The organism is Citrobacter sp. RHBSTW-01013, assembly GCF_013781985.1.
In the GTDB taxonomy this organism is placed as follows: Bacteria; Pseudomonadota; Gammaproteobacteria; order Enterobacterales; family Enterobacteriaceae; genus Citrobacter; species Citrobacter braakii.
Genome location: NZ_CP056185.1, coordinates 1,627,752 through 1,651,926 on the forward strand (window position 1 = coordinate 1,627,752; position 24,175 = coordinate 1,651,926).

The window sequence follows — 24,175 nt, forward strand, 5'->3', positions numbered from 1 at the left end:
TATGGACCGCTCCGTTAACGATCGCCTGCAGGACGAAACGATAGCGCACGGGTTGTATGTGAACCGCTACGGCACTGGTGTCGCCCGGCGCATGGTGGCGTTGCTGAGCAAGATGGATGCTGACCTGGCCGCCAAACTGTTGGTGCTGCTGGACGGCAAGCGTGCCGATACTTATAGCGCCCGTCGTCTGGCATCGCTGCTGGCTGGCGTGCGCGACCTGAATCAGCAGGCGTATGACCCGGTTAATGCTGCGCTGACGCGCGAACTGACGCGCTACGTTGAATATGAGACCGGGTATCAGCTGGACCTGTTCAGCAGCATCATCCCTAAACAGATCCTCAAGCATGTGCCGCTCCAGAGCATTGCGGCAGAACAGGTTTACGCCTCAGCAGTGGCGCAGCCCTTTCAGGGGCGGTTGCTGAAAGAGTGGGGTCAGAAGCTTGAATTGGATCGGCTGGACAAAATCACCAACGCTGTTCGCTCTGGATTCCTTCAGGGCGAAACGGTAGAGCAAATTGTCCGGCGCGTTGCCGGCACGCCGAAACTCAACCGCGAGGATGGGGTGATCAACACCTCTCGGCGTGACCTGGCTGTGGTGACCCGCACGGCAGTGAACCATATGGCCGCCACAGCGCGCCAGGACTTCGCTCTGGCAAACAGCGATATCGTGAAGGCCAAGCAGTGGTCTTCCACGCTGGATACCCATACCAGCCAGTGGTGCATCATCCGCGACCGCAAGCTCTACACGCTCGACGGCAAACCGCTGGGGCATGAAATTCCCTACCTACGCGGGCCGGGAAAAATCCATTTTCTATGCAGGTCCTGCGAAATCCTGCTCACGAAGTCGTGGGAAGAATTGCAGATAGCCTCTGGCGAGCTGAGCAACGCTACGCGGGCAAGTATGTCGGGCCAAGTTCCCGCTGGGCTAAGCTTCAGTGAGTGGTTGGTAAGGCAACCCTACGCACGAATGGAGCAAGTACTTGGAGTGACCAGGGCTCAAATGCTCCGGGATGGAAAGATGCAGGTCCCGGACTTTTTTAATGATAGAGGCGAGTTTCTGACCCTGGACGAACTGCGCCGCGTGGATGCGTCGGCGTTTGAATAACTGAATAAGGTAACAAAACAATGACTCAACATATTGGCGTGAAGATCATCAATGCTTACCCGATGGATCGTCTGTCATATAACGACCTCCGTGGCTGGGAGCTGCCAGGTAACGAAAATGGCAGTGACGAAGGCTACCTCGTCGAGTATTTGGATGGCGGAAAGCCAAATACCGATCGCTTTAACGGGTATGTGAGCTGGAGTCCGAAAGATGTGTTCGACAAAGCCTACCGACCAGTATCGGGCCTTAGCTTCGGATTGGCTGTGGAAGCTCTGAAATTAGGCAAGCGTGTTACCCGGACAGGCTGGAACGGCAAGGGCCAGTACGTGATTTTAATCCCCGGCGATCATCTTGCCCGCTCTGCCGGTTATGGATTTGGTGAGGCTATCGGTGAGTTCAGCTTTGGTAGCGTGATGGCGCTCAAAAATGCCCAGAACATCATGCAGCCAGGCTGGGTGCCGAGTCAGGGTGATGTATTGGCCGATGATTGGAAAATTCTCTAACCAGTTACTGAACATTTTAACAGGCTGCCTTCGGGTGGCCTTTTTTATGCCTGCCGCTGAGCGGATGCGACGCGGTGACCGGGTCGGATGACCCACTATCAATGGCCGGAAGGCTGGAGCAAAACAATGAAACTCAAACTCGATGCTAACGGAAATGTGGTCGTTGAAAACGGTATGCCTGTGTACATCCATGATGATGGCAAAGAGATCCCGTTCGATGCAGCCGCAGCGATGACCAAAATCACCTCCCTGAATGGTGAGGCGAAAACTCACCGTGAAGCGAAGGAGGCGGCGGAAGCCAGTCTCGCGAAATTCTCTGGCATCACCGATCCGACCAAGGCACTCGAAGCCCTGGAGATGATGACCAAAATCGACCAGAAAAAACTGATCGATGCTGGCGCTGTAGACCAGGTAAAAGCTGAGATCACCAAGGTATTCCAGCAGCAGCTGGATGAAGCGAACGGCAAGACCAAACAGCTCGAAAGCCAGCTCTACGACGAGATGATCGGCGGCCGCTTCGGTGGCTCTAAGTTCATCACTGAGAAGATGGCGATCCCGGCTGAGTTCGTGCGCTCCCACTTCGGGCAGAACTTCAAAATCGAAGACGGCAAGGTTGTGGCCTATGACGGCCAGGGCAACAAGGTGTTCTCCCGCACCAAGCCCGGAGAACTGGCTGGCTTCGACGAAGCGCTGGAATCTCTGGTCGAGTTGCATCCGCAGAAAGACTACATCCTCAAAGCGTCCGGTAATAGCGGCGGTGGCTCCCACCAGTCGCAGCATCAGGCCGGGCAAAAAACCATGAAACGCGGTGCGTTTGACGCTCTGGATGGCGCAGGCAAGCAGGCTGCGCTGAGCGACGGCGTCAGCATCGTCGATTAATCGAAAGGATATTTAGAATATGAGCAATACGCTTACTGGGTTGATTCCTACTCTGTACACCGCACTGAACCGCGTATCCCGCGAGCAAGTGGGCTTCATCCCTGCCGTTGCGCGCAACGCGAAAGCTGATGCTGCGGCTAAAGACCAGACCGTCACCGCACCGGTTGCGCCGCCGACCACCACAGTTGATATCACCCCTGCGGCAACGGCACCAAACGACGGCGATCAGAATATTGGCACCGTGGATATCAAAATCACCAAATCCAAAATGGCTCCGGTCAAGTGGAACGGTGAGGAGCAGTTGGCTATCGGGCCGTCGGGTAACTACGACGTTATCTTGGCTGACCAGTTCTCTCAGGCCTTCCGTGCACTCAGCAATGAAATGGACGCTGACCTTGCGGCGCTGTACTACAAATCCTCCCGCGCAGTGGGCGCGCCGAAGGATACTCCGTTCAGCATTAAAGACGATCTGTCTGATGCAGCGCTGGCCCGCCAGATTCTGGTAGATAACGGTGCGCCAACTACCGACCTGCGTATGGTGCTGGGCGGTGAGGCGATGGCCTCCATTCGCGGTAAACAGTCCGTACTGTTCAAAGCGAACGAAGCTGGTACCGACCAGTTGCTGCGCGAAGGTGTAATCGGGCGCGTGATGGGCTTCAACCTGCACGAATCTGCCAACATCAAGCGCACGGCGAAAAGCACCGCTGCTGGCTACAAGGTAAACGGCGCGAAGAAAGAAGGTGACATCATTGTTGCTATCTCTGCGGGTACCGGTGGGATTGCGGTCGGCACCGCAGTGAAATTCGATGGTGACGACAATAAGTATCTGGTGGTGGCCGCTACCTCTTCCAGTATCACCATTGCTGCACCGGGCCTGCGTCAGGATCTGGCAGACCAGGCAGCCGTCACTGTGCTGAGCGAGTTTGCGCCAAACATGGCATTCGACCGTAACGCATTCCTGCTGGCGTGCCGTACTCCGGCAATGCCAAAAGGCGGTGACACCGCTGACGACGTGATGAACGTGACTGACCCGGTTTCAGGCATCACCTTCCAGATCGCGCTGTACCGTCAGTACCGTCAGGTGCGCTATGAAGTCGGTGTGGCGTGGGGTGTGGCATCCGTGCAGCCTGAGAACGCATGTATCATAATGGGGTGATGATAAGGTAGCTCCTTACCATAAATATTATTATGGGTTAAAATAAGCCTCTTGCAACGGGAGGCTTCATGCTTGAAAAATTTGGTTTATTGCCAGCAACGACAGCAATGGCACGTCAGGGGCAAAAATTTGGCCGTCTTGAAGTACTTATGACTGGCGTAAAAGGCAGGTATCGCTATTACGCTGTTTGCAGATGCGATTGCGGCACCGAAAAATGCGTACGCGCAGATCACTTGGCCAAGGGATCGGTCATATCTTGCGGATGTGCGCATCGAGACGCGGTAACCAGCCATTCATTAACGCACTCCGAGCACTATGGCCGCTGGAAAAATATGCTGGACCGATGCGAAAACCCTAAGTGTAAGTCTTTTCCATTCTATGGCGGCAGAGGGATTAAGGTTTGCGATAGGTGGCGAGATATGCGGGCATTTGTAGATGACCTCCCTGATGGATATTTTGAAGGAGCGCAAATTGATCGTATTGACAACAACGGCAATTACGAGCCTGGAAATATTCGCTGGGCTACGCCAGAGGCTAATTGCTCCAACAGAAGAAGCACAAGGCTCTTAACTCATAACGGCGAAACGCTATCCGCAACTGAATGGTCGGCAAGGCTTGGTGGTGGGCCGTCCCTTGTCTTAAGTCGTATTGATGAATTTGGCTGGAGCGTTGAAGACGCTGTAAATCGTCCGATTTTGAGTCAATCTGAAATAGGGCAGAGAGCCAGTGAGAAGAGGTGGGCAGGCCACCTAAAGAAGCCATCGCCACCCCGACGCGTAATAAAAACTGTTGAATACAATGGCAGCCAATACACTGCCAATGAAATTGCCGAGATGGCTGGCAAGCCTGTGAAGTTGGTGCGCAAACAGCTTTATGAGCGCGGATGGTCGGTCGATAAGGTACTTAACAATAAATAGGGGCTTCGGCCCCTTTGTTTTTCAGGAGGCCCAATGGCCGGATTGACCAAAGAGCAGCGCGCGCAGCGTGAGGCTGAAAAGCTTGCGGCACAGAACGACGCTGAACATGCTCCTGCCCAGCAGGAACAGCAGCAGGAACAGCAGCAGGAACAGCAGCAGGAACAGCAGCAGGAACAGCAGCAGGAACAGCAGGGTATTGAGCTGGTGGTCATGGTTCGCGACACCCCGGAATTCCCTGGCGGCCCGCTGCGTGCAGATGTTCATCCTGATGAAGTGGATAACTGGCTGGCGCTGGACTGGCGTCGGGAGGAGTAATCGTGAGCGACAAAGAAATCGAGCAGGAAATTCAGGCCAAAGGGCTGACCGCGCCGCGTGTAACCCCTCAGCACATCGAAAGCGTTATCGATGGTGAATATTACTTCACTGCCGAGGATGGTGTGTTGCATAACATCCGTCAACAAGACGAACTGACGCGTCTTACCGGCTACCACGACAGCCTTAAAACGCTGACCTTCTGCGTTCTGCATCTCAAAAACGGCTTCTCTGTTACTGGTGAAAGCGCCTGCGCCAGCCCGGAGAACTTCGACGCTGAAATCGGCCGCAAGATTGCCCGCGAAAATGCGGTCAACAAAATCTGGATGCTGGAAGGCTATCTGCTGAAGCAGAAGCTTTCCGAAGTCTGAGTGGAGTGCCGGGATGATTAATGACGATCCTCACTCACCAGATTTCAACAGCTACGCTAGCGTAATTGACCTGCGCGCATTCGCGTCGTGGCGCGGGTATATCGTTCCTGCCGATGATGGCGAGTGCGGCCAGATGTTGGCTCAGGCCATGGACTATCTGGAAGGGCAGCAGTGGCGCGGTCAGCGCTCCAGCATATCTCAGCCTCTATCCTGGCCGCGTTCCGGCGTGCGCTTCGATGGTGTTGACCTGCCGAATGATGCTATTCCACAGCGTCTGATTGATGCTCAATGTCGCCTGGCTATCGAATCGCAGGAGATTGACCTCACCCCGTCGGTCGCTGGCGGTGGGGCGGTGACGATGGAACGCGTCGAGGGTGCGGTAACAGTCCAGTATGAGCCGGGAACGAATAAAGCTTCTCCGTCATTCCCATGGTTCTATTCCGCACTGCGCGGGCTTGTAGTGGGCGGCAACCAGGTTCGGGTCGAAAGGGGGTAAAATGACCACAATTGCTTTTGATGGAACGCACATTGCTGCCGATACACTCATATCAGATAACGGCTGCGTTTACGGCTACACAAGCAAAATTCATCAGGTAAAAGGTGGAGTGCTGGCTACCTCTGGCGGACTGGTTGACATCACCCTGGCTATTGACTGGTTCAATGCCGGGAGACCGGCGGAAGCTAAACCAACACTGGAAAGTTTCTACGCCATCTTTATTCCAGATGTAGGACAGCCACAAGAGTATGGCGAACGGCTCGTTCCTTTGTTTGTTGTGATCCCTTGGGCTGGAGGTTCAGGTCGTGATTTTGCTCTCTCTGCTATGAAGTTGGGTAAAAATTGCCGAGAGGCTGTTGAATTCGCTGCTTTGATTGACCTTTGCACGGGCGGAGATATTGAATCAATTCGAGTGAGGGACTGATATGGCAATCGACTATCGCCGCATGCGCGCTACGGCAACGCGGCTCCTGAAGGATAACGGCAAATCCTACCAACTGACCCGAGGCGGTACCACCTCCCGCGATCAGTATGGGAAAGAGATTACCACCGAGCCTGTTATCGCGACCGTTACCGGCGTTATCACTGAATACTCCTCTCGTGAAATCGACGGCTCTCTGATTGCTACAGGCGATAAGAAGCTGGCGGCCACGTTCGAAACGGAAGTACGCATTGATGACCGCATTGAAATCGACAGCAAAAAGTGGCGCGTGGTGCAGCCGAATCCGGTTAAGCCTGCCGATGTGCTGATCTCCTATAACATCCAACTGAGGGCGTAACTATGGCAAGTTCTGCTAATCAGCCGTTCCTGGCTGTCATTCAGTTGTTCGTTGATAGCTCGAAGCAGGAGATGGACGAAGTGGTGCGCCTGACGGGCATTAAAATCCTCGCTCAGCTCGTTGAGATGTCGCCCATTGGGCAGCCGGAAAAATGGGAGGTAAACCAGACCGCAGTGGCCTATAACGCTGCGGTGCGTGACCATAATGCTGCGCTTCGCAATGACCCGGCCAACGTCACAAAGGCCGGATATCTGAAGCGTGGTCGAGCGGTTAACGATTCGATGGATATCAAAAAGCCTGATGGGTATGTTGGAGGCCGTTTCAAAAATAACTGGTACGTGGGATTTGATAGTCAGCCGACTGAATCCAACGACACGCCAGACGCCTCCGGGCAGGGTTCGAACTCCCGTGGACTGGCGGTGCTTGAGGTGTTCAGGGTCGGACAGGTCAATTCGATTTTCTTCACCAATAACCTGCCATATGCGGCAGCACTGGAGAGCGGGCATTCCGGCCAGGCGCCAGGCGGCATGGTGGGCATCACTGCGCTGGATGCCGCGCAGCTGTTCCGTGAGGCAATGAGCGAGGTGCGCAATGGCCGCTGATCAGTCAATGCGGATTGCTGGGTTGCTGGAGAGTCGGGTCGCGGTTATCTGCTCATCGCTTGGGCTGCCCGTAGCCTGGCCGAACATACCGTTTACTCCCCCGGATAGCTCACCATACGGGCGTGTTTATGTTCTGCCGGCACAGACGGTGGGGCAAGACCTGGAAGGTCAATTGCGAACCTATCAGGGCATCCTGCAGCTCAACATCATTGCGCCAGCAGGCAGCGGCGTGACGCAGGCCAGAGGGCTGGCTAAATCTGTCGCTGATGCGTTTCCTGAAGGGCTTGCGCTGGTGGATGGCGACCTGACGGTTTATATCAACGGACCGCCGCAGGTGAGACAACCCATCCAGGACCGGCCAACCTCGGCGCCCAACGGGTCCAGTGGCTCCATAACCTACACCATTCCCGTCAGCATGCAGTATCGCGCTGACTACTGACCCGCCGCTCGGCGGGTTTTTTATTACCTAAATTCAGGAGAATGCAATGGCATTCGCAATCCCTAACGGGTCGCGTGTAAACGTGGCCAAGGCCTATCTGGCCGCAATTACTTTTACTGCGGCATCCAATGCGACGGAATGCGAACTGACCGTTGCCTCGGCTGCCGGCATTCTGGCGGGTGATGTTGTCCAGGTTAACTCTGGCTGGCTGAAGCTCGATAACATGGTGCTTCGCGTGAAGTCGGTCACCGGTACCAAAATCGTACTGGAAGCGTTCGATACCACCGATACCAACAAATTCCCGGCTGGCACTGGCGCGGGGACGCTACGCAAAATTGACTCGTGGATTACCATGCCACAGGTCATGACGTTATCTACCGAAGGTGGCGACCAGCAGACCATCAGCATCCAGTTCCTGGAGGATGATAAAGCACGAACCATCCCGACGTTTAAAAACGCGGTCGTTCAGGTCTATACGTTCGCTCACGACCCGCTGCTTGCCATCTACAAGCGACTGATTGAACTCGATGAGTCAAGCGATACGACGGCAATCTGGTTCCACAACCAGCGCGGCAAAGCGGACCGCTACTACTCTGCGAAAGTCTCATTCCAGAAGGTACCAAAGACCGAAATCAATGCCGTGGAAAGTAACGAAGCGCGCATGAACTTCGAATCGGATATGCAGATTTACCCGATCGCTGATTCCTCCGCTGTGCCGCTGGCGTTCCTGACCAACCTGCCAGGAACTAAATCTGCGGCCGTCGGCTCTGCGCTGGATCTGGCCGTAGTGATGCAGGGTGGTTCTGCACCTTACACCTACGTATGGAAGAAAGGCGGTACCGCCATTCCTGGTAAAACGGCATCGACGCTCAACATCCCGACCGTCTCATCCACTGATGCTGGCGTTTATACCTGCGAAGTCACTGACGCCGCAGGCAAGACCCTAACGTCGGCGGCATGCACCGTTACTGTCAGCTAACCAATCAGGCCCGGTTCGCCGGGCTTTATTTCGCAATGAGTACCGCTGGCGAATTTTCTGTATTCGCATTACCCATCTTTTCAAACTGCGCCTTCACACGCGCTCTCTAACCAAGAACCTTTCAGAAAGCGTTCCTGAGAACTGCCGTTAGTGCCGGTGGGCCTCTTGGGGCGGCTTTTCTGTGTGAACAGGTTCGCTTTTTAAAAGGTACACACCATGAATCACCCAACCGTCTCAGTGAATGGGGTCTCCGTCCGCGTTGATGACGAAGGCCGGTACAGTCTTAACGATCTTCATGCGGCAGCGGTAGCTAACGGAGAGGCTACTGAGTCACAAAGGCCCAGCGTCTTCCTGCGTAGCGCGCAGATCAAACGCTTCGTTAAAGCGCTAAAATCCAAAGCACTAAAAAGTGCTTCGGAACAAAATCAACCACTTAAGGTTATAAAAGGCGGTGATCAAAGTGGTGCATGGGGCATTGAACTTCTGGCAATCCGCTATGCCGCCTGGATAAAGCCAGAGTTTGAGATTGAAGTGTACGAAGTATTTAGAACAGTGGTGCGTCTTGGTATCAGTGCCATGTCCCGCCTGAACAAAATCGACCACATCATCAACACTGAAACCAAGGCAATTAGCCAGTGTGCCAGCCAAATGGCCAAGTGGGGTGTTGGTGGTCGCAAGCAGCTATTACATGCAGCCCGGGATCGCGTCGCCGACGAAGTCCAGATGTATCTGCCCGGCATTAACTAATACCCGCTACGGCGGGTTTCGTTTTTCTAAGGAACCGAAATGACCAAATTCTCCCTGATCCCGAACCCGACCTTCTCCGTTACCGCCAGCATCCCGCGCGCTGGTGCTGAAGACGGCAAGCTGACCTTTACCTTCCGCCATAAGACACTGGAAGAGCTGCGCGCGATGGACGAGAAACTGCAAAAGGATGCAGCAAGCAAGAAAGCTGCTATCGAGCCGCAGGCGGATTACCTGATGGATATCGTCGAAGGTTGGGCACTACCTGACGAGTTCACCCGCGATAACGTGATCGTCCTCCTGCAGAACTATCCGCGCGCATTCGACAGCATTGGCCTGGCCTATACCAAAGAGCTGATGGGCATCCGCGAAAAAAACTGAGGCAGGTCGCCGCAGCGATGTATACACCGGGACCGACGCTCGCGGAGTTAGCCGCTTTTGGTTTAACGCCTGAGGACGTGGAGGAAGAAGTGGGGATCCTGCCATCCATATGGGAGGCCTTTACCGTCTTCTCCACGCTGGCGACCCAATGGCGCGTCGGCGCGAGTGGTGCGACCGGTCTTGATTACAACGTTCTCCCCTGGGTGTTTGAGTTACACGGGGTTGAGGATGCGGCGGCCTGCATGGCTGACCTTCAAATTATGGAAAGCGAGGCTCTCAAAGTAATGCATAAGGAGACGAAGTAATGACTGACCAGATCGCCTCGATTACTTTGCGGGCCGATGTTTCTGACCTGAAAACAGCCAGCAACGAACTGGATAAACTCGGCCAGGCGGCGGCCGGTGCTGTAGATAAAGCAGATGATCTGAATAGCGTGTTTCGCGCTGGCGCTGAATCTGCGAAGCAGGGCAGTGAAGGAATTAAGGAACAGCAGAACGCGCTCAGGGGGCTGCTGGAGAATATTGACCCGGTAAACAAGGCGCTTAACCGCCTTGATGAGCAGCAGGCGGCACTGCGAAACTTTCAGGCCAAAGGTTTCCTGGATACCGAGACCTTTCAGGCTTACAACAAAATACTGGACGACACCCGCCTCAAGCTGACCGACACCGGCGAGGCAGCAGCGCGTGCTCAGGCTGAATTAGCCGCTACCCAGGCAGCAGAGAAGCAGTCCGCAGCGTTAAAGAACCTGCTGGGTTCCATCGACCCGACAATCCGTGCGTTCAACTCGCTGGATGAGCAGCATGCGCAGCTGGTGGCACACTTCGAAGCAGGGCGCATTAACGGCACCCAGTTCGAGCATTTCAACACCATCCTCAATCAAACTCGCGAGCGGCTCTCTGGCGTGGCCGACGTGCTACCTGAGGCGCTATCGCGGCAGGAGTTAGCCGCACGTCGTGCTGGTATCTCCATCGGGCAATACAACCAGGCGCTGCGCATGCTTCCTGCGCAGTTTACTGATATTGCAACGCAGTTGGCTGGCGGGCAGTCCCCGTTCCTCATCCTGCTACAGCAGGGCGGGCAGATTAAAGATTCATTTGGTGGTGTTGGTAATACCCTCAAAGTGTTTTTGTCCTTCCTGAATCCAATAAATGCTGCACTTGGTTTGTCAGCGCTAGCATTTGGCGTGTTGGCTGTTGCTGTGTACAAGGCGCGGCAGCAGATTGATGAAGCATCAAAAATAACGACATCTTCTCTTGGTGCTAGTGGTGATGCTGCTGAACGGCTCGCGCTTAACATGGTCGCCATATCTGACAAAACAGGTAAGGCGATTGATGAAGTTAGCAAGATGTTCATTACCACCAATGATGGAGCCAGCGAATCAATTAAAAAACTGATTGATGTCGGCTATAGCTATGATGAAGCGAGGAAGGAGGTTGAAAAATACAAAAGCACGGGCAATTTCACTGCACTGAATGCTGACATTGACGCTCATCGACGAGAGATTCTTAAGATCGGTGACGCGTGGTCAGAAGCCGCTATAAAGGAGAAGAACAAGTATACTGGTTCAAATCTCGGCAAGCAGAACGTCGCGCTTGGCGGTGGTATTGATTATGGGCTGAAATTCATTGAGCAGGGAATTGACCTGCAAAAAACGATGAACCAGCTGACAATCGATGGCAATAAAGCAGTCGCAGACTCAGTTGACTGGATCAATAAAACGTGGGAATCAACCGATCGCGTTGCAGGAGCAGAGGCAAGGCTTAAAGAGGCTCGAGAGCAGTCAAGGAAAATTGCTTTCTCTGGAGATAAAGAGGCAATTGCAAACGCTCAGCAACTCATTGCGTTGCGCCAGCGTGAGGTCGAGGATGCAATAAAGCAGCGTGACAAAAAGAATAACCCCAAATCACCCACCGTAAAGGTTGATGCTGGTGATCGCACCATCGAGAACTACCAGGCTCAATCGAGGACACTGACTCAGACCCTCGAAACGCTACGTCAAACTGGTGATACTCAGGTCAGAAATACCGAACTCAGCAAACAGCAGTCACGCTTTGCGGAACTGGACGAGGCAGCCAAAACCCGCGCGTTGACTGCTCAGGAAAAATCTTTACTGTCGAGCCGTGAGGCGATTCTGAACGCCGCCAAGGTGGTTGATCAGAAGAACAAGGAAGTAGAGGCGCAGCAGAAGATTAACGGCCTGGCGCAGCAGGCGAATAAATACGTCACGCAGATGTCGGAAAAAACCGATGCATTGCGTGATAGTGCAGGCCTCAGCAGTCGGCAAACGCAGCGCATGATGGAAGAGGCGCAGCTTCGCCAGGGCTGGCTCAACGGTGGCGGTAAGCTTGAGGATGCCGGGTATGAAAAAGAACTGGCAGCTCTCAGGAAATATTATGCCGAAGAGGACAAATTACGGGGCGACTGGAAGGCAGGGGCTGTTGCTGGCTGGAATGAATATCTTGACGCCGCCACGAATACCTATGATGCCGTGAAGAACGTCGCCAGCTCCACGCTGACCGGCTTGAGCAACATGCTGACTGAGCTTATGACAACTGGCACCGCGTCAGTTAAAGAGTTCGGCAAATCTATGCTCAAGATGATCCTCGAGATAACCAACCAACTTATAGTGGCCTATACAGTACAGGCAGCGATGGGCTGGATAAGCGGTGGCAGCAAAGGCGGGAGCACACCAGGGGGATCTTACGCGAACGCTGCCGCTGGCCTAACTTTTAACGCTAAAGGCGGGGTTTATGACTCCCCAGGGCTCAGTAAGTACGTTAATGGGGTATACGACTCTCCCCAGTATTTTACTTTCCAGGGGGCGTCCAAGTTTGCGAAGGGCGGTGTATTCGCAGAGGCCGGCGCTGAAGCAATTATGCCGCTAACTCGAGACTCTGCTGGACGACTTGGCGTAAGGGCGCAAGGAGGCGGTGGGTCCCAACCTCAGGTCAATATTGATATTTACGTCGATAATAAGGGCAACTCATCATCAACCACTTCTGGTGATGGGAGTGATGCAGCAAGAGCGTTAGGGAAGGAGATCGAGGCCAAGGTGACTGAAGTCCTAGTGAGGGCATCCAGGAGTGATGGATTGCTCGGACGACAGTTCCAGCCGAAGTAATTCTCATTGAAGTCATTTTGAGAAAGCAATATCACACGTACCTAGTTACACCAAAGCATCCCCTGGTTATTATGCTCAAAACCATACTAATCAGGGGATGATAATGAAAAAGGTCTTTGTGACTGCTGTGCTAGCCTTAGCGCTTTCTGCGTGTACTGGGAGTGGCTCAAGCAGCAACACTCAAAAGCAAGCCAAGTATGATGAGCTTTCAAAATGCGATGTTGCTATCGAAGCACCTTCTCATTCGCCGACAAACAAAAAAGACTTCGCAGAGTTTCTCTCTGTGCAGGCTCACAATGCCTCAGCTGATCAGTTCGTAACTCAAAAAAGGTTGGATATCCTTCAGCTTGTTGGGTGGAATTCATCTGTAGCCGATTCCATTGCGTCGTGTGGATCAGACAGAAAAGATAAGCGGAAGCAAATGGCATCAGGTGCTTTCGAGCGGATGAAAGGGAGCACAATTAATGCAGATGAAAAGCGCGCGCTTATTGAGGCGTACAGCTCTTGGGAGGCTTTTATTACAAGTCAGACCCCGCTAGCCAAGCAGGATTTTGACTTTAAAAATGCTTATTACCGGAACCTGTAAGGTGGGGCGGGTATGACGATAGAAGAAGCTTGCAAAGCTGAGGCTTTGGAGACAAATCGAATTGTGATATGGCTGCATGCTACGAATGACAAGTCGTCTGCTGGTGAAATAATTTGGCTGGTGAAATCCTACTCTCCTTTCCATGACCGCCAACTGAGCATGTCAAGGGAAAAGGCTCTGGATGAAGATGATCACGGGGATATTTTGCTGGGTTACAAATTTTCAGCAACCATGCAATTTAGAACCCCTCCCTCTGTACTGAAGCAGCATGGTAGAATCGAGAAGAAGCCAAAGGGAAAATTACCAAAAATTGCTAGGGATATTTGGCAAGGAACGTGGGTTCCGATTACGGGTTCCAAGCCATACGATCCTAACAGTCGGTTTCCTATGGCTTCAGAGATTGGGTATATACCAAATGATGGCGGTGATTTCTTAAGGTTCTTACTTTATGTCCACCATGTAAATAGCCTCAAAATCCCTTTAAGGGAAAAAAGCGCGAGCTTAGACCTTGCTAAAAACTTCATAGGGCAAGACGGTACTTCTTTTGCGGAGTTTCTTATTAAATTTAGAGGTCAGGCGCTGGCTTTGTTTGAAAAATAATCCCCATACCAATCCCCAACGACCACCAACCGAACTTGAGCCTCGCTACCGCGGGGCTTTTTTACACCCGTAGCCGAGAGGCAGGAGAACGTTATGAGTAAGAGCATAAAAAAAAGCCCATCAACCTATGATATTAAAAAGAAAGGTGGGCTTTCAGTTCTGCTTCAAAAAATCCAATCTATGAATTTAGCCGTTACCGAATTCGAAACGACTGTTCGAGATAATCTAAAGCAATTTTTTTAAGCTCATCCCCGGCTTCACTCGAGATTTCTTTATTGAAGACTTGGCAAACACTTTTTGCTATATGGTTGGTCGCGTCTTCAGGAAGAGTGCTCATAATTGCCTTTAGCAGAGACTCATGTACCAAGGTCTTTACTCGCAATTCCGTGATTTGTTTATGCTGCTGTAAAAACAGGTCGCCTATTTCTGTGTTCATGTCGAATCCTTATCCAGAGGTAATCAGCCATCCCTCCTTCCCAGAGTGCGTCAGCGTCCCACCGCTGACGGGCTGAGTCTACACATTAACCAGGGTTATCAGTTAGCAACATCCTGATATTCAGACAGTAGCCACCCTTGGGTGGTTTTTTTTATGGAGCAAATATGGCCGTTGAGACATATAACTGGCACTCACAACTCGGTGCTGGCGCAGTGGAATACAGTCAGACCGTAAGGTCAGCCCAGTTCGGTGATGGCTACGAGCAGGTGGCTGAGAACGGTATTAACTCCACCGCCATTCAGGTTCCAATGAAGCACGCAGGAACGGAGGCGGAAGTTAACGTAGTTCGCGACTTCCTGTTGGAGCATACCGTTAAGGCTTTCATCATCACACCGCCGGGAGAAGAGAAGGGGCTGTACCGCGTTGTCGCCGACTCCGTGCGCAAAAACCAGATTAGCAGCAAATTCGCTGAGCTGACATTCACGATTAAACGCGCCTATGGCGTCTATGCCTGAGGTGGAGCATGACAGCACTGATTGATACGGCGGCAATGCTGGCGCCTGGTGGCAGGGTGCGCCTGGTCGAAGTAGATGCTTCAGAGTTCAGCGGCGGGATCCACCGCTTTCACTACAGCCCGTTTCCTCATACGCCCGCCGAGATTGAAGCGGCGAACGGCGATGAAGCTAAGCTTGGACCAAAGCCCATCATCTGGGATGGCAAAATATTCGACTTCTGGCCTTTCCAGATTTCTGACCTCGCTCTTTCGACCGACCAGGCCGCTGAGCCGAAACTTAGCGTATCGAACCTTGACGGGCATATCACTGCGCTCTGCCTGCAGTTCAAGGACATGGTTAACGCGAAGGTAAGCATCATCGACACCTACGCCGTTTATCTTGACGCGGTTAACTTCCCTGGCGGCGTTAACCCGACGGCAGACCCGACAATGTTCACGCTCCAGACCTTCTGGCTTGACACGAAAACCGCCGAAGACGACGAAGTAGTTTCATGGGCGCTCAGTAGCCCCGCAGACTTGCAGGGGCTTGTTATCCCAACCCGACAAATCACCTCGCTTTGTGAATGGGCGCTGCGCGGTCAGTATCGTAGCGGCGATGGATGCACCTATAACGGCACTGCGTATTTCGATGCTAAGGGTAACGCGGTGGCTGATCCGGCGCTGGATGCGTGTGGGGGCTGCCTCAGTGATTGCCGTAAACGGTTCGGCGCTGGCCTAGCGGAGCCGAACGCGGCCATCCTCGACTACGGTGGATTTCCTGCTACCACTTTACTGAGCAGGTAATTATAATCTGTCAGCGCGGCTAGACTGGCCAGTCGAAGAGAGTGAACGTAGACACTCCTGCCGCGCACCATCATCTACGCAACCTGCTACGAGGTTTATATGTCACGCATTACTATTTTTCCGGGTGAAAAGTACGGCTATCTTACAATTATTAAAGAAACCAAAGCCCCTAGCCATATAAAAACAAAAGGTCTCAGATACTTTTTGTGCTCTTGTGAATGTGGTGTTGTTAAGAGCATTTCCATGGGGTCACTCCGTAGTGGCGCTGTTGTTTCTTGCGGCTGTTATCATAAGAAAAAAATAACAAAACTGCATAATGGCAAGCCAATCACAGCTTATTCAGGATATTCGTCTTGGACATCTATGCTTGATCGCTGTCGAAATCCTGCTTGCAAGGACTTTCCCCACTATGGCGGGCGGGGTATAACAGTCTGCGATGAATGGAGCAACCCCGTGAATTTTGCTCATGACATGGGTGAGAAGCCTAAAGGGTTCTCAATTGAACGCATAGATAACAATAAAGGCTATTCTCCAGACAATTGTCGATGGGCAAATGCTACAGAGCAAGGTCGCAACAAGCGCAATAATCATAAAGTTGTCGTGAGCGGAGAGTCGGTAACTATGAGCGCAGCATGGCAAACAAATGGCATGAAAGAGTCAACTTTTTACAACAGACTAAACGCCGGTATGAATGCCGAAGATGCGTTAGCGAAACCTGTACGAAACCGAATCCCTTACGTAATTTTGAATGGCGAAAAAATGCAACTTAAAGAGGCCGCGTTACGGACTGGCATTAGCAAATACATTCTCAGGAAAAAGGTTAGGCCCGACCTCTCCATAACCATCTAGATAACCAAACCCGCTTCGGCGGGTTTTTTTACGGACGTACCAATGAATAAAACCATAATGGCAGCTATCCGGGCGCATGCACTGGAGGAATCCCCGCGTGAGTGCTGTGGCTTCGTTATTCAGTCAGGCCGTCGCCAGCGCTACATTCCTGTGCCGAATACGCACGAAAATCCGACAGAGCATTTTCGCATCGACGGCGAGCACTGGGCTAACGCCGAAGATATCGGGACGATTATTCGCGTCATCCACTCCCACCCGGGCGACGGTGCCCGGCCTATTCCGTCCGATCTGGACCGCCAGCAGTGCAACAACTCCGGCGTGATCTGGGGTATTTACTCACCTGACAGCGATGAATACGCCGAGATAATGCCGGAGGCGGTGCCGCTTATCGGACGTCCGTTTATCCTGGGCTCGAATGACTGCTGGGGGCTGATTATGGACTGGCACGCCATCCAAGGCGTCACGCTAAACGATTTTCGCGTCGATTACCCGTGGTGGGAAAGCCAGTACCCGGACAATCTCTACTTCGAAAACTGGGAACGTGAGGGGTTCGTTGAATGTGATCCTGCGCCCGGCTGCATGGTCATCATGCAAGTCGAATCCGGTAAGTGGAACCATGCGGGAATCATTACTGAAGAGGGTGAGTTACTGCATCACCTATACGGCCATCCGTCATGCATCACGCCATACGCTCGCGGCTACTTCAAAGACCGAACGATGATCTGCGTTCGCCACAAAGACTTGCCACAGGAGATTCAGCCATGGCGCGGTTAACCACCATTCGACTGTATGGCGCGCTGGGCGCCCGGTTCGGACGCGTTCATAAACTGGCGGTGCAGACGTCAGCGGAAGCCGTGAAGGCGTTATGTATCAACCTGGATGGTTTGGAAAGTTACCTGATGAACGCGAAGAAAAACGGAATGACGTTCGCGGTGTTTCGCGGCAAGCGCAACATTGGCGCGGATGATTTTAAGAACCTGGCTGGAAGTACCGATATTCGCATAGCACCGGTGATGGAAGGGGCAAAAAAAGCGGGTTTGTTCCAGACGATATTGGGTGCTGTCATGGTTGTGGCGGGCATCGTAGTTACGGGCATGACGTTTGGTTCAGCAGGTGTCATTGGCGCGGGGATGGTCTCCGCTGGTATCGGAATGATGACTGGTGGGATTTACCAGATGCTTTCGCCCCAGCCCAAAGGACTACAAAGCCGCGATGATCCCGATAACAAACCCTCTTATGCGTTTGGCGGTTCAGTAAATACTCTGGCAATGGGTAACCCTGTCGCCATCCTTTACGGAGAAAGAGAGATCGGCGGCGCCATCATCAGTGCAGGGATTGTCGCCGAAGATATCTGAAGATTCCTTATCTTTCAATTAGCACCAAATTGGGTGCTTTTTTATGGATGCAATATGGCAACGATTACTGGTGCAAAGGGTGGCAGCCAGAAGCAGCATACGCCCGTAGAACAGCCTGATTCGGCGCAATCAATGGCGCGCTGCCGCATGCTGCTGGCGCTAGGGGAAGGTGAGTTTGCTGGTGGTCTGGATGCGACCCGGATTTTCCTGGACGGTACACCGCTCGGTAACGCCGATGGAACGATGAATTTTGAGAACGTTTCTTGGGAATTTCGACCGGGCACACAGACCCAGACACCGATTCCGGGTTTTCCCGCAGTCGAGAACGAAACTACGGTTGGCGTATCGCTGACGAAAGTCACCCCATGGACTAGAACTATCAGCAATACCCAGATCGACGCCGTATTAGTACGAGTTGGCATTCCTGGCCTTCAGCAGCAGGAAAACGATGGGGATATTGTCGGCACTACTGTAACGTACCATATTGATCTCGCCGTTGATGGTGGGGCTTACTCTACAGTAATGACCAAAACGGTTACGGAGAAACTCAGCTCTCTCTATGAGTTGACGCACCGTATTAACCTCCCGAAAGCGAACACAGGCTGGCAGATTCGGGTCGTGCGCGATACCGACGACAGTACCAGCCAAATGCTCCAGAACAAAACGCAGGTACAGGCGATCACCGAGGTGATTGATGCGCGTCTCCGTTATCCACATACCGCACTACTGTATGTGTCATTCAATGCTAAGTCATTCAGCAATATCCCGAAGATTTCTTGTAAACCTAAAGGTCGGGTAATCCGCATCCCTCAGAACTACGATCCGATTACACGCACTTATGGCGGTACATGGGATGGTACATTCAAATGGGGATGGACGAATAATCCTGCATGGATTTGGTTCGATATTCTTACTGAGCCGCGCTTCGGACTGGGTCGCAGGGTTACGCCAGCGATGCTCGATAAATGGGAGTTGTACCGTATTGCCCAGCGCTGCGATCAGAAGGTGCCGGATGGTAAGGGTGGCAGCGGTACCGAGCCTCGCTTTATGTTTGACGTTTATATCCAGGCTCAGGCTGATGCCTGGCAGGTGATCAAGGATATTGCGGCAGGTTTTAATGGCATGACGTTCTGGGGCAACAACATGTTCAATGTTGTCTCTGATATGCCAGCGGATACGTCAAAACTTCAGATACTCACTCGAGCCTCTGTTGTCGGTAAGCCAACGTACTCCAGCGGCAGTGAAAAGAACCGCTATAGCTCTGCGCTGATTAACTTTAGTGACCCAGATAACCACTATCAGGATCGCACAACGGCAGTGATGTTTCCCGAGCTGGTTAAGCAGTTCAAGTTTAAGCAGACGCAATTGACGGCTATTGGCTGTACACGTGAAATCGAGGCGCAGCGCCGCGGAGGGTGGGTCGTCTACTCCAACTCGCTGGATCGCATTATCACTGTTCAGACTGGACTCGATGGCTTCGCCTATGTACCTGGGACAGTGTTCGCCTTTGCCGATGAGCGGCTGTCTGGCCGTGTCTATGGTGGGCGAATTACTGACTACGATGCCGGGCTGAAATCTGTAACTACCGATCGGGGAACAAGCGCATTGGCCGGCGATACGCTGATGATTCGTACCCAGGGCGGTACCGTTGAGAGCAGAACCATTCAGGCGGTTAACGGCCAGCAACTGATACTGGCAACTGCCTTTACCGCTGAGCCACTACCTAATGCCATTTTTGTTATCGATGCAGGTCAGTTGCGTCTCCAGTATTTCCGTGTAACCAATCTGACATTTAACGATGAGGAGAACACCTACAGTATCACCGGTGCAGAGTACAACGGGGCGAAATATGATGCGGTTGATAACAATGCCCGACTGGATACGCCACCGATCAGTCTGATACCGACAGGCCTGGTAGGGCAACCGTCGAACATCGCAATTAGCAGCTACGATTCGGTCCGCCAGGGGCAGCGTATCGCCACTATGGTTGCGAGTTGGGATGCGCCAGTAGATAAAAACGGGAAACCTCAGCCAGATATCGTCGCGTATCAGGCACAGTGGAAACGTGGTGATAATGAGTGGATCAATATTCCCGAAACAGGCCTGCGCAATATAGAGGTCTCCGGGATTTTCTCCGGTGATTACCTTGTGCGAGTTCGCGCTATTAATTCCGGTGGCGCTTCCAGTCTGTGGGCATCTTCTGTTCTGACTCATCTCACAGGGCGTACAGGGGATGTACCGAAACCGGTTGGTCTGCGCACCACAGCAATCAACTGGGGTATTCAGGTTGACTGGTCCTTCCCGGTTGATACAGGTGACACCTTTCAGACCGAGTTGCAGTATTCAGTAAACGGCAACGGTGATAACCCTTTGTTGCTTGCCGGAGTTCCTTATCCGCAACACACCTACACCCAACTAGGCTTAAAGGCTGGTGTTGAATTTTGGTACCGGGCTCGTCTGGTCGATCGCATTGGTAATCAGAGTGAATGGACCGACTGGGTTCGTGGTGAATCTAATGCGAATGCTGACGACTACCTGGGCGATATTGCTGATGACTTCCTGACGTCTGCCGATGGTGACCGCCTGACAGGCGACATTGATACCAACCTGGAAGCCGCATTGCAGAACGCACTGGCCAACCATGGAACGGTAGAGCATCAGTGGGCGCAGCATGGTGAAGTCCGCGCTGATATTCTGGTAATTAAAACGACGGTCGCCAGTGTGGATAAGGCGATGGCGGAAATGTCCACTCAGGTACAGGCGCAGATTAAAGATGTAACCGCCTCGCTTGAGGATAAGCTCACCGCCACCGTTGATGCTACAAGTGCTACGGCCATTCATACCCTGAAAGCCGGAGTGCGCATCAACGATATTTTTTACAGTGCCGGGATATCAATTGCGGTGCTGGCGGAAGCGGGTAAGCCGGTGGTCACTCGCGTCGGATTTAACGCCAACCAGTTCGTCCTGATGAGTGGCAGCGGTGATACGCAGTATTCACCCTTTGCTGTTGTTAATGGTCAGGTATTTATTAGCGATGCGTTTATTCAGAACGCCAGTATCACCAGTGCGAAAATTGCGGATGCTGCGATTACTAACGGCAAAATCTCAGGCGCATTCTGGTCTACGGGCTATAAAATTGCAAATCAGGGCGGTTGGTGTCTGTCTAAGGCTGATAACAACCTGTCATTTACTGGGCCCAGCGGGCGACTGCTGGTACAGCTGGGGCATATTACCGGAGTAGCGCCTAATGTCTGATTTTGGTTTTGATTGCTGGCATGAGGACGGATCATCAGCAAACTTTGGTATTAAACCAATATCAATCATTGGAACGATAAAGCTGAGTGCCGGCCAGACGTCAGGTGCATATTCGTTCAACGTGCCGGCAGGGAAGAGGCTCGGATATATGCTGGGTCTGGCAAAAACTATAGCGTATGTAGAGGGGCGCCGAACAATAGCCGTTTCAGGCAATAGTATTGTAATTGGCGCAGGCACTGATAACTCTCTGAACCAGCCTCAGGCAAATGAGAGCTATGTTTTTGTTTTTCTGGAAAATGCATAATGGCTAACAGATATGGTGCGTTATTATCGTTGAAAAGCGGCGAAACATTTATCACCCCCCAGTCAGTACCTGTTTGTCTGTATTCAAAGCAGACGTTTTCGTCAGTATCGAATGGTGCTCTACATTATATTGAGCAACTGGTTAATATACCTGATGCAACACAACCTGTTATCCCGTTTGTTCTGACATCCCGTCAGGCCGCGTGTGCTGTCTGGATTGAATCAAACGGACAACTGGCTGTACGGGCCTATGAGATACTAAATACCACATTTACCCTGACAGTCTATTTATTCACTATATTCCCTCAGCCCATGCCAAATCCTCCGTATGGGCTGGCTGTCTGGGACGACCAGACGGGGAATCTGGTTATTACTCATGAATCGAAAATCCTGACGGACGTGGTAACTGTCGGAACAATCGGGGCAAATGGAGGCATTTATATTGACGAGAGCAGAGCGGGTAAATGGGCAATTATCCCGGATGTTGCAGGTCAGCAGGTATGGCGAATATCTGGCGGTGGACCGGGCGGGCAGCTCTGGCCTGTTCCGGTTACTTTTACAGCTGTATATAACGGGGCCAGCACCCGAATTTATACCGCTGCCACTCAGGCAATTCCATCTGGTAGCGCGCAGCCAATGGCCCCTGTAAATGCAGGTAATACAGTTATTGCAGTTGAAGTGTCAAAATATTGAATGCCTGTACGATCGTTTTAAACGATCAATGTATTTTAAATGATCTGTTAAATCTATTATCTATTGTTGTCCGCTATTGATATTTTGAATATGAATAACTACAGCGAGTAACAATATGAAAATTATATTAATCGTTCTTGCATTTTTATCATTAACTGCATGTTCCGGCACTCTCGAAAAGAAATTACCCTTATGTACAGCAACGGCGATGATCGGCAATCAGGAAACAGACGTGCTCATTTACGGGATACGTAAAATTGTAAACCAGACACAATATCAGGCCGGTTATCCATTTAACTGGCGATGGGTGAATAAGAATAATTTCACCAGTTCGAACTGTTCGAATTAAACCTACAAAAAATAACCCGCTCCGGTGGGTTTTTTATTATCTGAATTCAGGAGATATCCATGTCAGCAGGAACCTTAACCCTTAACAATAACTCAGCCTCGGTTGCCGGAACTGACACCACTTTCACCACTGAGTTAGCTGCAGGTGATTTTGTTGTCGTTACGGTCGGCGGTATTACTTACACACTGCCAGTAAAGACGATCGACAGTGACACTCAAATCACCCTGATCAGCAAGTATCCCGGCCCGTCACAAGCCTCCTCTGCGTGGAATGCTGTTCCACGAGCCACCCAGAACCAGGTGACCGCTGCGCTGGTTGCGCAGACAACTGAGGCGCTTCGTGGGCTTAATTACGACAAGCAGAACTGGCAAATGGTGTTCAGCACCGGTGGTGATATTACTGTGATGCTGCCTGACGGCTCTCAGTTTTCCGGACCAAGCTGGAAAAAGATAACCGACCTGCTTAAAGAAATAGACACCGACCACCTGCAGTCCCTGGCTGACCAGATATCAGCTGATGCGGGACAAGTTGCTGTCGATAAAACGGCCGCAGCGGCAAGCGCATCAACAGCTTCAACAGCAGCATCGACTGCAACCACGAAAGCGGGAGAGGCGGCTACCAGTGCTTCAACTGCAACCACGAAAGCCGGAGAGGCAGCCACCAGTGCATCGACCGCAACCACAAAAGCGGGAGAGGCGGCTACCAGTGCGCAGCAGGCCCATGACACAGCAGCTGCACTCGGTAATTTATCCGACTTCTCTCAGTGCATAGCATCAGTAAATACCGCGACATTCGCCATTAGTATGAAAGGCGATATTTCCGCACCAACGACGGTTATTACGGAAGCCATACCGGCAATCAAAGCCGCGCCCTTTAATATAAAGCATATCTACTCCGGGAGCCGGGTATTTGCGCCTGCGGGGATGGCAACCATACAGAAAACAGGAGGTACGGGAGGCCAGTTCACATTAAACATGGCGTTCGGTGGTTACATTGGTTCTGCAGGGACGGCAGACTCAGCAGGCCCAATATTGACCTGCTCTGACGGGTATGGCTATACAAAGCACTGGCTTTTTGTGAATGGTTCCGGAGGAATCAATACCTCAAATGGGGCGATATTTCCGTCAGGTTCGGATCGACGCCTGAAAAAAGAAGTAACTGCGGCACAAACAGGTGCCCTGGACCGTGTCAGCCGGATAGAGCCTTACGAGTTCACATGGCGAGGGGATGGCCGACGAGACCGCGGGGTTATAGCCCAGCAGCTCCAGGAAGTGGACCCACTATATGTGTTTGAGGCGGGAGGTGAGAACCCGGAAAACCCTATCCTTAACGTGTCGTATCTGGCCCTGGTGTCTGACTTGATCGGGGCAGTACACGAGTTGAAAGCAGAACTTGACACGTTGAAAAAGTAAGCAATATACCACCTGAAAAACAGGACTAGTGTGCCTGACGAATCGTTAAAAAACCGTAGCCATTGTCTGGAAAGTTCAGGCTACGGGTCGATTCATAACATGATTAGAGTGCGCGCCTCGCTTCATATTACTCAGAAATAAGCCAGAACTCAGACTCCTCAAACATTTCCTGAACCGTCCGGCTTATCTGTTCCTTCTCATGCTTGCTGGCGTCAGTGTTGATCGCCGGCAGTGTCATCATCGGTTTGCAAGGCTT

Annotated in this window: 30 protein-coding genes and 1 pseudogene; 29 read left to right on the forward strand and 2 right to left on the reverse strand. The window is 52.2% G+C overall.

Features of this window, described 5'->3' with window-relative positions; genetic code table 11:
• The first annotated feature begins 1 nt into the window (after position 1).
• The 19 genes from HV350_RS07910 to HV350_RS08000 all read left to right on the forward strand — a co-directional run bounded on the left by HV350_RS07910 (position 2) and on the right by HV350_RS08000 (position 13,970).
• Entirely contained in the window at positions 2-1,105 is a 1,104-nt protein-coding gene (locus tag HV350_RS07910; protein WP_181630171.1) for a hypothetical protein, read from the forward strand.
• 20 nt (positions 1,106-1,125) lie between these two features.
• The gene (locus HV350_RS07915; RefSeq protein ID WP_181630172.1) at positions 1,126-1,608 is read left to right on the forward strand and encodes a DUF2829 domain-containing protein; all 483 of its coding nucleotides are present in this window, start codon (positions 1,126-1,128) and stop codon (positions 1,606-1,608) included.
• A 126-nt stretch (positions 1,609-1,734) separates the two neighbouring features.
• Positions 1,735-2,487 carry a DUF6651 domain-containing protein gene (locus HV350_RS07920; RefSeq protein WP_181630173.1) on the forward strand — a complete coding sequence of 251 codons (753 nt, stop codon included), beginning with the start codon at positions 1,735-1,737 and terminating at the stop codon, positions 2,485-2,487.
• 19 nt (positions 2,488-2,506) lie between these two features.
• The gene (locus tag HV350_RS07925) at positions 2,507-3,643 is read left to right on the forward strand and encodes a P22 phage major capsid protein family protein (protein ID WP_181630175.1); all 1,137 of its coding nucleotides are present in this window, start codon (positions 2,507-2,509) and stop codon (positions 3,641-3,643) included.
• A 68-nt stretch (positions 3,644-3,711) separates the two neighbouring features.
• Positions 3,712-4,560, forward strand: a complete 849-nt coding sequence (locus HV350_RS07930) for a hypothetical protein (RefSeq protein ID WP_181630176.1) — start codon at positions 3,712-3,714, stop codon at positions 4,558-4,560.
• A 33-nt stretch (positions 4,561-4,593) separates the two neighbouring features.
• Complete coding sequence (locus HV350_RS07935) at positions 4,594-4,875, forward strand: hypothetical protein (protein WP_181630178.1); 282 nt, start codon at positions 4,594-4,596, stop codon at positions 4,873-4,875.
• Positions 4,876-4,877: 2 nt separating this feature from the next.
• A complete protein-coding gene (locus tag HV350_RS07940; protein ID WP_181539032.1) occupies positions 4,878-5,243 on the forward strand; it encodes a Gp49 family protein in 366 nt (121 codons plus the stop codon).
• 13 nt (positions 5,244-5,256) lie between these two features.
• Positions 5,257-5,739 carry a DnaT-like ssDNA-binding protein gene (locus HV350_RS07945; protein WP_181630179.1) on the forward strand — a complete coding sequence of 161 codons (483 nt, stop codon included), beginning with the start codon at positions 5,257-5,259 and terminating at the stop codon, positions 5,737-5,739.
• A gap of 1 nt (position 5,740) precedes the next feature.
• Positions 5,741-6,163: a hypothetical protein gene (locus HV350_RS07950; RefSeq protein WP_181630181.1), complete on the forward strand. Its 423-nt coding sequence runs from the start codon at positions 5,741-5,743 to the stop codon at positions 6,161-6,163.
• 1 nt (position 6,164) lies between these two features.
• The gene (locus HV350_RS07955; protein ID WP_181630182.1) at positions 6,165-6,518 is read left to right on the forward strand and encodes a hypothetical protein; all 354 of its coding nucleotides are present in this window, start codon (positions 6,165-6,167) and stop codon (positions 6,516-6,518) included.
• A 2-nt stretch (positions 6,519-6,520) separates the two neighbouring features.
• A complete protein-coding gene (locus HV350_RS07960; protein ID WP_181630184.1) occupies positions 6,521-7,120 on the forward strand; it encodes a hypothetical protein in 600 nt (199 codons plus the stop codon).
• Complete coding sequence (locus HV350_RS07965; RefSeq protein WP_181546020.1) at positions 7,110-7,559, forward strand: DUF4128 domain-containing protein; 450 nt, start codon at positions 7,110-7,112, stop codon at positions 7,557-7,559. Before HV350_RS07960 ends, HV350_RS07965 begins: the two co-directional genes overlap by 11 nt.
• Before the next feature lie 46 nt (positions 7,560-7,605).
• Positions 7,606-8,538: a phage tail tube protein gene (locus tag HV350_RS07970; protein WP_181630186.1), complete on the forward strand. Its 933-nt coding sequence runs from the start codon at positions 7,606-7,608 to the stop codon at positions 8,536-8,538.
• 216 nt (positions 8,539-8,754) lie between these two features.
• Positions 8,755-9,285: a KilA-N domain-containing protein gene (locus HV350_RS07975; RefSeq protein WP_054623475.1), complete on the forward strand. Its 531-nt coding sequence runs from the start codon at positions 8,755-8,757 to the stop codon at positions 9,283-9,285.
• A 39-nt stretch (positions 9,286-9,324) separates the two neighbouring features.
• A complete protein-coding gene (locus HV350_RS07980; protein WP_181630187.1) occupies positions 9,325-9,663 on the forward strand; it encodes a phage tail assembly chaperone in 339 nt (112 codons plus the stop codon).
• A 17-nt stretch (positions 9,664-9,680) separates the two neighbouring features.
• The gene (locus tag HV350_RS07985) at positions 9,681-9,968 is read left to right on the forward strand and encodes a DUF1799 domain-containing protein (protein ID WP_181630188.1); all 288 of its coding nucleotides are present in this window, start codon (positions 9,681-9,683) and stop codon (positions 9,966-9,968) included.
• Positions 9,968-12,784: a phage tail tape measure protein gene (locus HV350_RS07990; RefSeq protein ID WP_181630190.1), complete on the forward strand. Its 2,817-nt coding sequence runs from the start codon at positions 9,968-9,970 to the stop codon at positions 12,782-12,784. The genes HV350_RS07985 and HV350_RS07990 overlap by 1 nt, the downstream gene beginning before the upstream one ends.
• Before the next feature lie 103 nt (positions 12,785-12,887).
• Positions 12,888-13,370: a membrane lipoprotein lipid attachment site-containing protein gene (locus HV350_RS07995; protein WP_181630192.1), complete on the forward strand. Its 483-nt coding sequence runs from the start codon at positions 12,888-12,890 to the stop codon at positions 13,368-13,370.
• Between the two features lie 12 nt (positions 13,371-13,382).
• Positions 13,383-13,970, forward strand: a complete 588-nt coding sequence (locus HV350_RS08000) for a hypothetical protein (RefSeq protein ID WP_181630194.1) — start codon at positions 13,383-13,385, stop codon at positions 13,968-13,970.
• Between the two features lie 193 nt (positions 13,971-14,163).
• Here the strand turns inward: HV350_RS08000 and HV350_RS08005 are convergent, their stop codons facing one another.
• Positions 14,164-14,406, reverse strand: a complete 243-nt coding sequence (locus HV350_RS08005) for a hypothetical protein (RefSeq protein ID WP_181630195.1) — start codon at positions 14,404-14,406, stop codon at positions 14,164-14,166.
• A 164-nt stretch (positions 14,407-14,570) separates the two neighbouring features.
• On the opposite strand from HV350_RS08005, the gene HV350_RS08010 reads away from it, so the two are divergent.
• The 10 genes from HV350_RS08010 (at position 14,571) to HV350_RS08050 (ending at position 23,919) form a co-directional block, all read left to right on the forward strand.
• A complete protein-coding gene (locus tag HV350_RS08010; protein WP_181627151.1) occupies positions 14,571-14,921 on the forward strand; it encodes a phage tail protein in 351 nt (116 codons plus the stop codon).
• A gap of 8 nt (positions 14,922-14,929) precedes the next feature.
• Positions 14,930-15,703: a phage minor tail protein L gene (locus HV350_RS08015; RefSeq protein ID WP_181630197.1), complete on the forward strand. Its 774-nt coding sequence runs from the start codon at positions 14,930-14,932 to the stop codon at positions 15,701-15,703.
• Positions 15,704-15,802: 99 nt separating this feature from the next.
• On the forward strand, positions 15,803-16,552 hold the full coding sequence (locus tag HV350_RS08020; protein ID WP_125391974.1) for a hypothetical protein: 750 nt from the start codon (positions 15,803-15,805) through the stop codon (positions 16,550-16,552).
• Positions 16,553-16,594: 42 nt separating this feature from the next.
• A complete protein-coding gene (locus HV350_RS08025; RefSeq protein ID WP_181630199.1) occupies positions 16,595-17,326 on the forward strand; it encodes a C40 family peptidase in 732 nt (243 codons plus the stop codon).
• Positions 17,314-17,907 (forward strand): tail assembly protein, encoded by a 594-nt coding sequence (locus HV350_RS08030; RefSeq protein WP_181630201.1) that lies wholly within the window; start codon positions 17,314-17,316, stop codon positions 17,905-17,907. The genes HV350_RS08025 and HV350_RS08030 overlap by 13 nt, the downstream gene beginning before the upstream one ends.
• Positions 17,908-17,961: 54 nt before the next feature.
• Complete coding sequence (locus HV350_RS08035) at positions 17,962-21,162, forward strand: DUF1983 domain-containing protein (protein ID WP_181630203.1); 3,201 nt, start codon at positions 17,962-17,964, stop codon at positions 21,160-21,162.
• The gene (locus tag HV350_RS08040; protein ID WP_104651396.1) at positions 21,155-21,466 is read left to right on the forward strand and encodes a hypothetical protein; all 312 of its coding nucleotides are present in this window, start codon (positions 21,155-21,157) and stop codon (positions 21,464-21,466) included. Before HV350_RS08035 ends, HV350_RS08040 begins: the two co-directional genes overlap by 8 nt.
• Positions 21,466-22,158, forward strand: coding sequence for a hypothetical protein (locus HV350_RS08045; protein WP_181630204.1), 693 nt, complete (start codon positions 21,466-21,468; stop codon positions 22,156-22,158). Before HV350_RS08040 ends, HV350_RS08045 begins: the two co-directional genes overlap by 1 nt.
• A gap of 115 nt (positions 22,159-22,273) precedes the next feature.
• On the forward strand, positions 22,274-22,507 hold the full coding sequence (locus tag HV350_RS26625) for a cor protein (RefSeq protein ID WP_104651394.1): 234 nt from the start codon (positions 22,274-22,276) through the stop codon (positions 22,505-22,507).
• A 59-nt stretch (positions 22,508-22,566) separates the two neighbouring features.
• Positions 22,567-23,919 (forward strand): tail fiber domain-containing protein, encoded by a 1,353-nt coding sequence (locus HV350_RS08050; protein ID WP_181630206.1) that lies wholly within the window; start codon positions 22,567-22,569, stop codon positions 23,917-23,919.
• 127 nt (positions 23,920-24,046) lie between these two features.
• On the opposite strand, the pseudogene HV350_RS08055 reads toward HV350_RS08050, so the two are convergent.
• Positions 24,047-24,166, reverse strand: a pseudogene (locus HV350_RS08055) (DinI-like family protein); the annotation flags it as partial.
• Between the last annotated feature and the right edge of the window lie 9 nt (positions 24,167-24,175).

Excerpts from the sequence above, each read along its gene's own strand:
- HV350_RS07950 (WP_181630181.1), top strand. The coding sequence starts at position 5,741 with ATGACCACAATTGCTTTTGATGGAACGCACATTGCTGCCGATACACTC.
- HV350_RS07985 (WP_181630188.1), top strand. The coding sequence starts at position 9,681 with ATGTATACACCGGGACCGACGCTCGCGGAGTTAGCCGCTTTTGGTTTA.
- HV350_RS07965 (WP_181546020.1), top strand. The coding sequence starts at position 7,110 with ATGGCCGCTGATCAGTCAATGCGGATTGCTGGGTTGCTGGAGAGTCGG.
- HV350_RS07945 (WP_181630179.1), top strand. The coding sequence starts at position 5,257 with ATGATTAATGACGATCCTCACTCACCAGATTTCAACAGCTACGCTAGC.
- HV350_RS08035 (WP_181630203.1), top strand. The coding sequence starts at position 17,962 with ATGGCAACGATTACTGGTGCAAAGGGTGGCAGCCAGAAGCAGCATACG.
- HV350_RS07930 (WP_181630176.1), top strand. The coding sequence starts at position 3,712 with ATGCTTGAAAAATTTGGTTTATTGCCAGCAACGACAGCAATGGCACGT.
- HV350_RS08025 (WP_181630199.1), top strand. The coding sequence starts at position 16,595 with ATGAATAAAACCATAATGGCAGCTATCCGGGCGCATGCACTGGAGGAA.
- HV350_RS08030 (WP_181630201.1), top strand. The coding sequence starts at position 17,314 with ATGGCGCGGTTAACCACCATTCGACTGTATGGCGCGCTGGGCGCCCGG.
- HV350_RS07925 (WP_181630175.1), top strand. The coding sequence starts at position 2,507 with ATGAGCAATACGCTTACTGGGTTGATTCCTACTCTGTACACCGCACTG.
- HV350_RS07920 (WP_181630173.1), top strand. The coding sequence starts at position 1,735 with ATGAAACTCAAACTCGATGCTAACGGAAATGTGGTCGTTGAAAACGGT.
- HV350_RS08020 (WP_125391974.1), top strand. The coding sequence starts at position 15,803 with ATGTCACGCATTACTATTTTTCCGGGTGAAAAGTACGGCTATCTTACA.
- HV350_RS08005 (WP_181630195.1), bottom strand. The coding sequence starts at position 14,406 with ATGAACACAGAAATAGGCGACCTGTTTTTACAGCAGCATAAACAAATC.
- HV350_RS07955 (WP_181630182.1), top strand. The coding sequence starts at position 6,165 with ATGGCAATCGACTATCGCCGCATGCGCGCTACGGCAACGCGGCTCCTG.
- HV350_RS08015 (WP_181630197.1), top strand. The coding sequence starts at position 14,930 with ATGACAGCACTGATTGATACGGCGGCAATGCTGGCGCCTGGTGGCAGG.
- HV350_RS07935 (WP_181630178.1), top strand. The coding sequence starts at position 4,594 with ATGGCCGGATTGACCAAAGAGCAGCGCGCGCAGCGTGAGGCTGAAAAG.
- HV350_RS07960 (WP_181630184.1), top strand. The coding sequence starts at position 6,521 with ATGGCAAGTTCTGCTAATCAGCCGTTCCTGGCTGTCATTCAGTTGTTC.
- HV350_RS08045 (WP_181630204.1), top strand. The coding sequence starts at position 21,466 with ATGGCTAACAGATATGGTGCGTTATTATCGTTGAAAAGCGGCGAAACA.
- HV350_RS07915 (WP_181630172.1), top strand. The coding sequence starts at position 1,126 with ATGACTCAACATATTGGCGTGAAGATCATCAATGCTTACCCGATGGAT.
- HV350_RS07990 (WP_181630190.1), top strand. The coding sequence starts at position 9,968 with ATGACTGACCAGATCGCCTCGATTACTTTGCGGGCCGATGTTTCTGAC.
- HV350_RS26625 (WP_104651394.1), top strand. The coding sequence starts at position 22,274 with ATGAAAATTATATTAATCGTTCTTGCATTTTTATCATTAACTGCATGT.
- HV350_RS07975 (WP_054623475.1), top strand. The coding sequence starts at position 8,755 with ATGAATCACCCAACCGTCTCAGTGAATGGGGTCTCCGTCCGCGTTGAT.
- HV350_RS07980 (WP_181630187.1), top strand. The coding sequence starts at position 9,325 with ATGACCAAATTCTCCCTGATCCCGAACCCGACCTTCTCCGTTACCGCC.
- HV350_RS07995 (WP_181630192.1), top strand. The coding sequence starts at position 12,888 with ATGAAAAAGGTCTTTGTGACTGCTGTGCTAGCCTTAGCGCTTTCTGCG.
- HV350_RS08040 (WP_104651396.1), top strand. The coding sequence starts at position 21,155 with ATGTCTGATTTTGGTTTTGATTGCTGGCATGAGGACGGATCATCAGCA.
- HV350_RS08050 (WP_181630206.1), top strand. The coding sequence starts at position 22,567 with ATGTCAGCAGGAACCTTAACCCTTAACAATAACTCAGCCTCGGTTGCC.
- HV350_RS08010 (WP_181627151.1), top strand. The coding sequence starts at position 14,571 with ATGGCCGTTGAGACATATAACTGGCACTCACAACTCGGTGCTGGCGCA.
- HV350_RS07910 (WP_181630171.1), top strand. The coding sequence starts at position 2 with ATGGACCGCTCCGTTAACGATCGCCTGCAGGACGAAACGATAGCGCAC.
- HV350_RS08000 (WP_181630194.1), top strand. The coding sequence starts at position 13,383 with ATGACGATAGAAGAAGCTTGCAAAGCTGAGGCTTTGGAGACAAATCGA.
- HV350_RS07970 (WP_181630186.1), top strand. The coding sequence starts at position 7,606 with ATGGCATTCGCAATCCCTAACGGGTCGCGTGTAAACGTGGCCAAGGCC.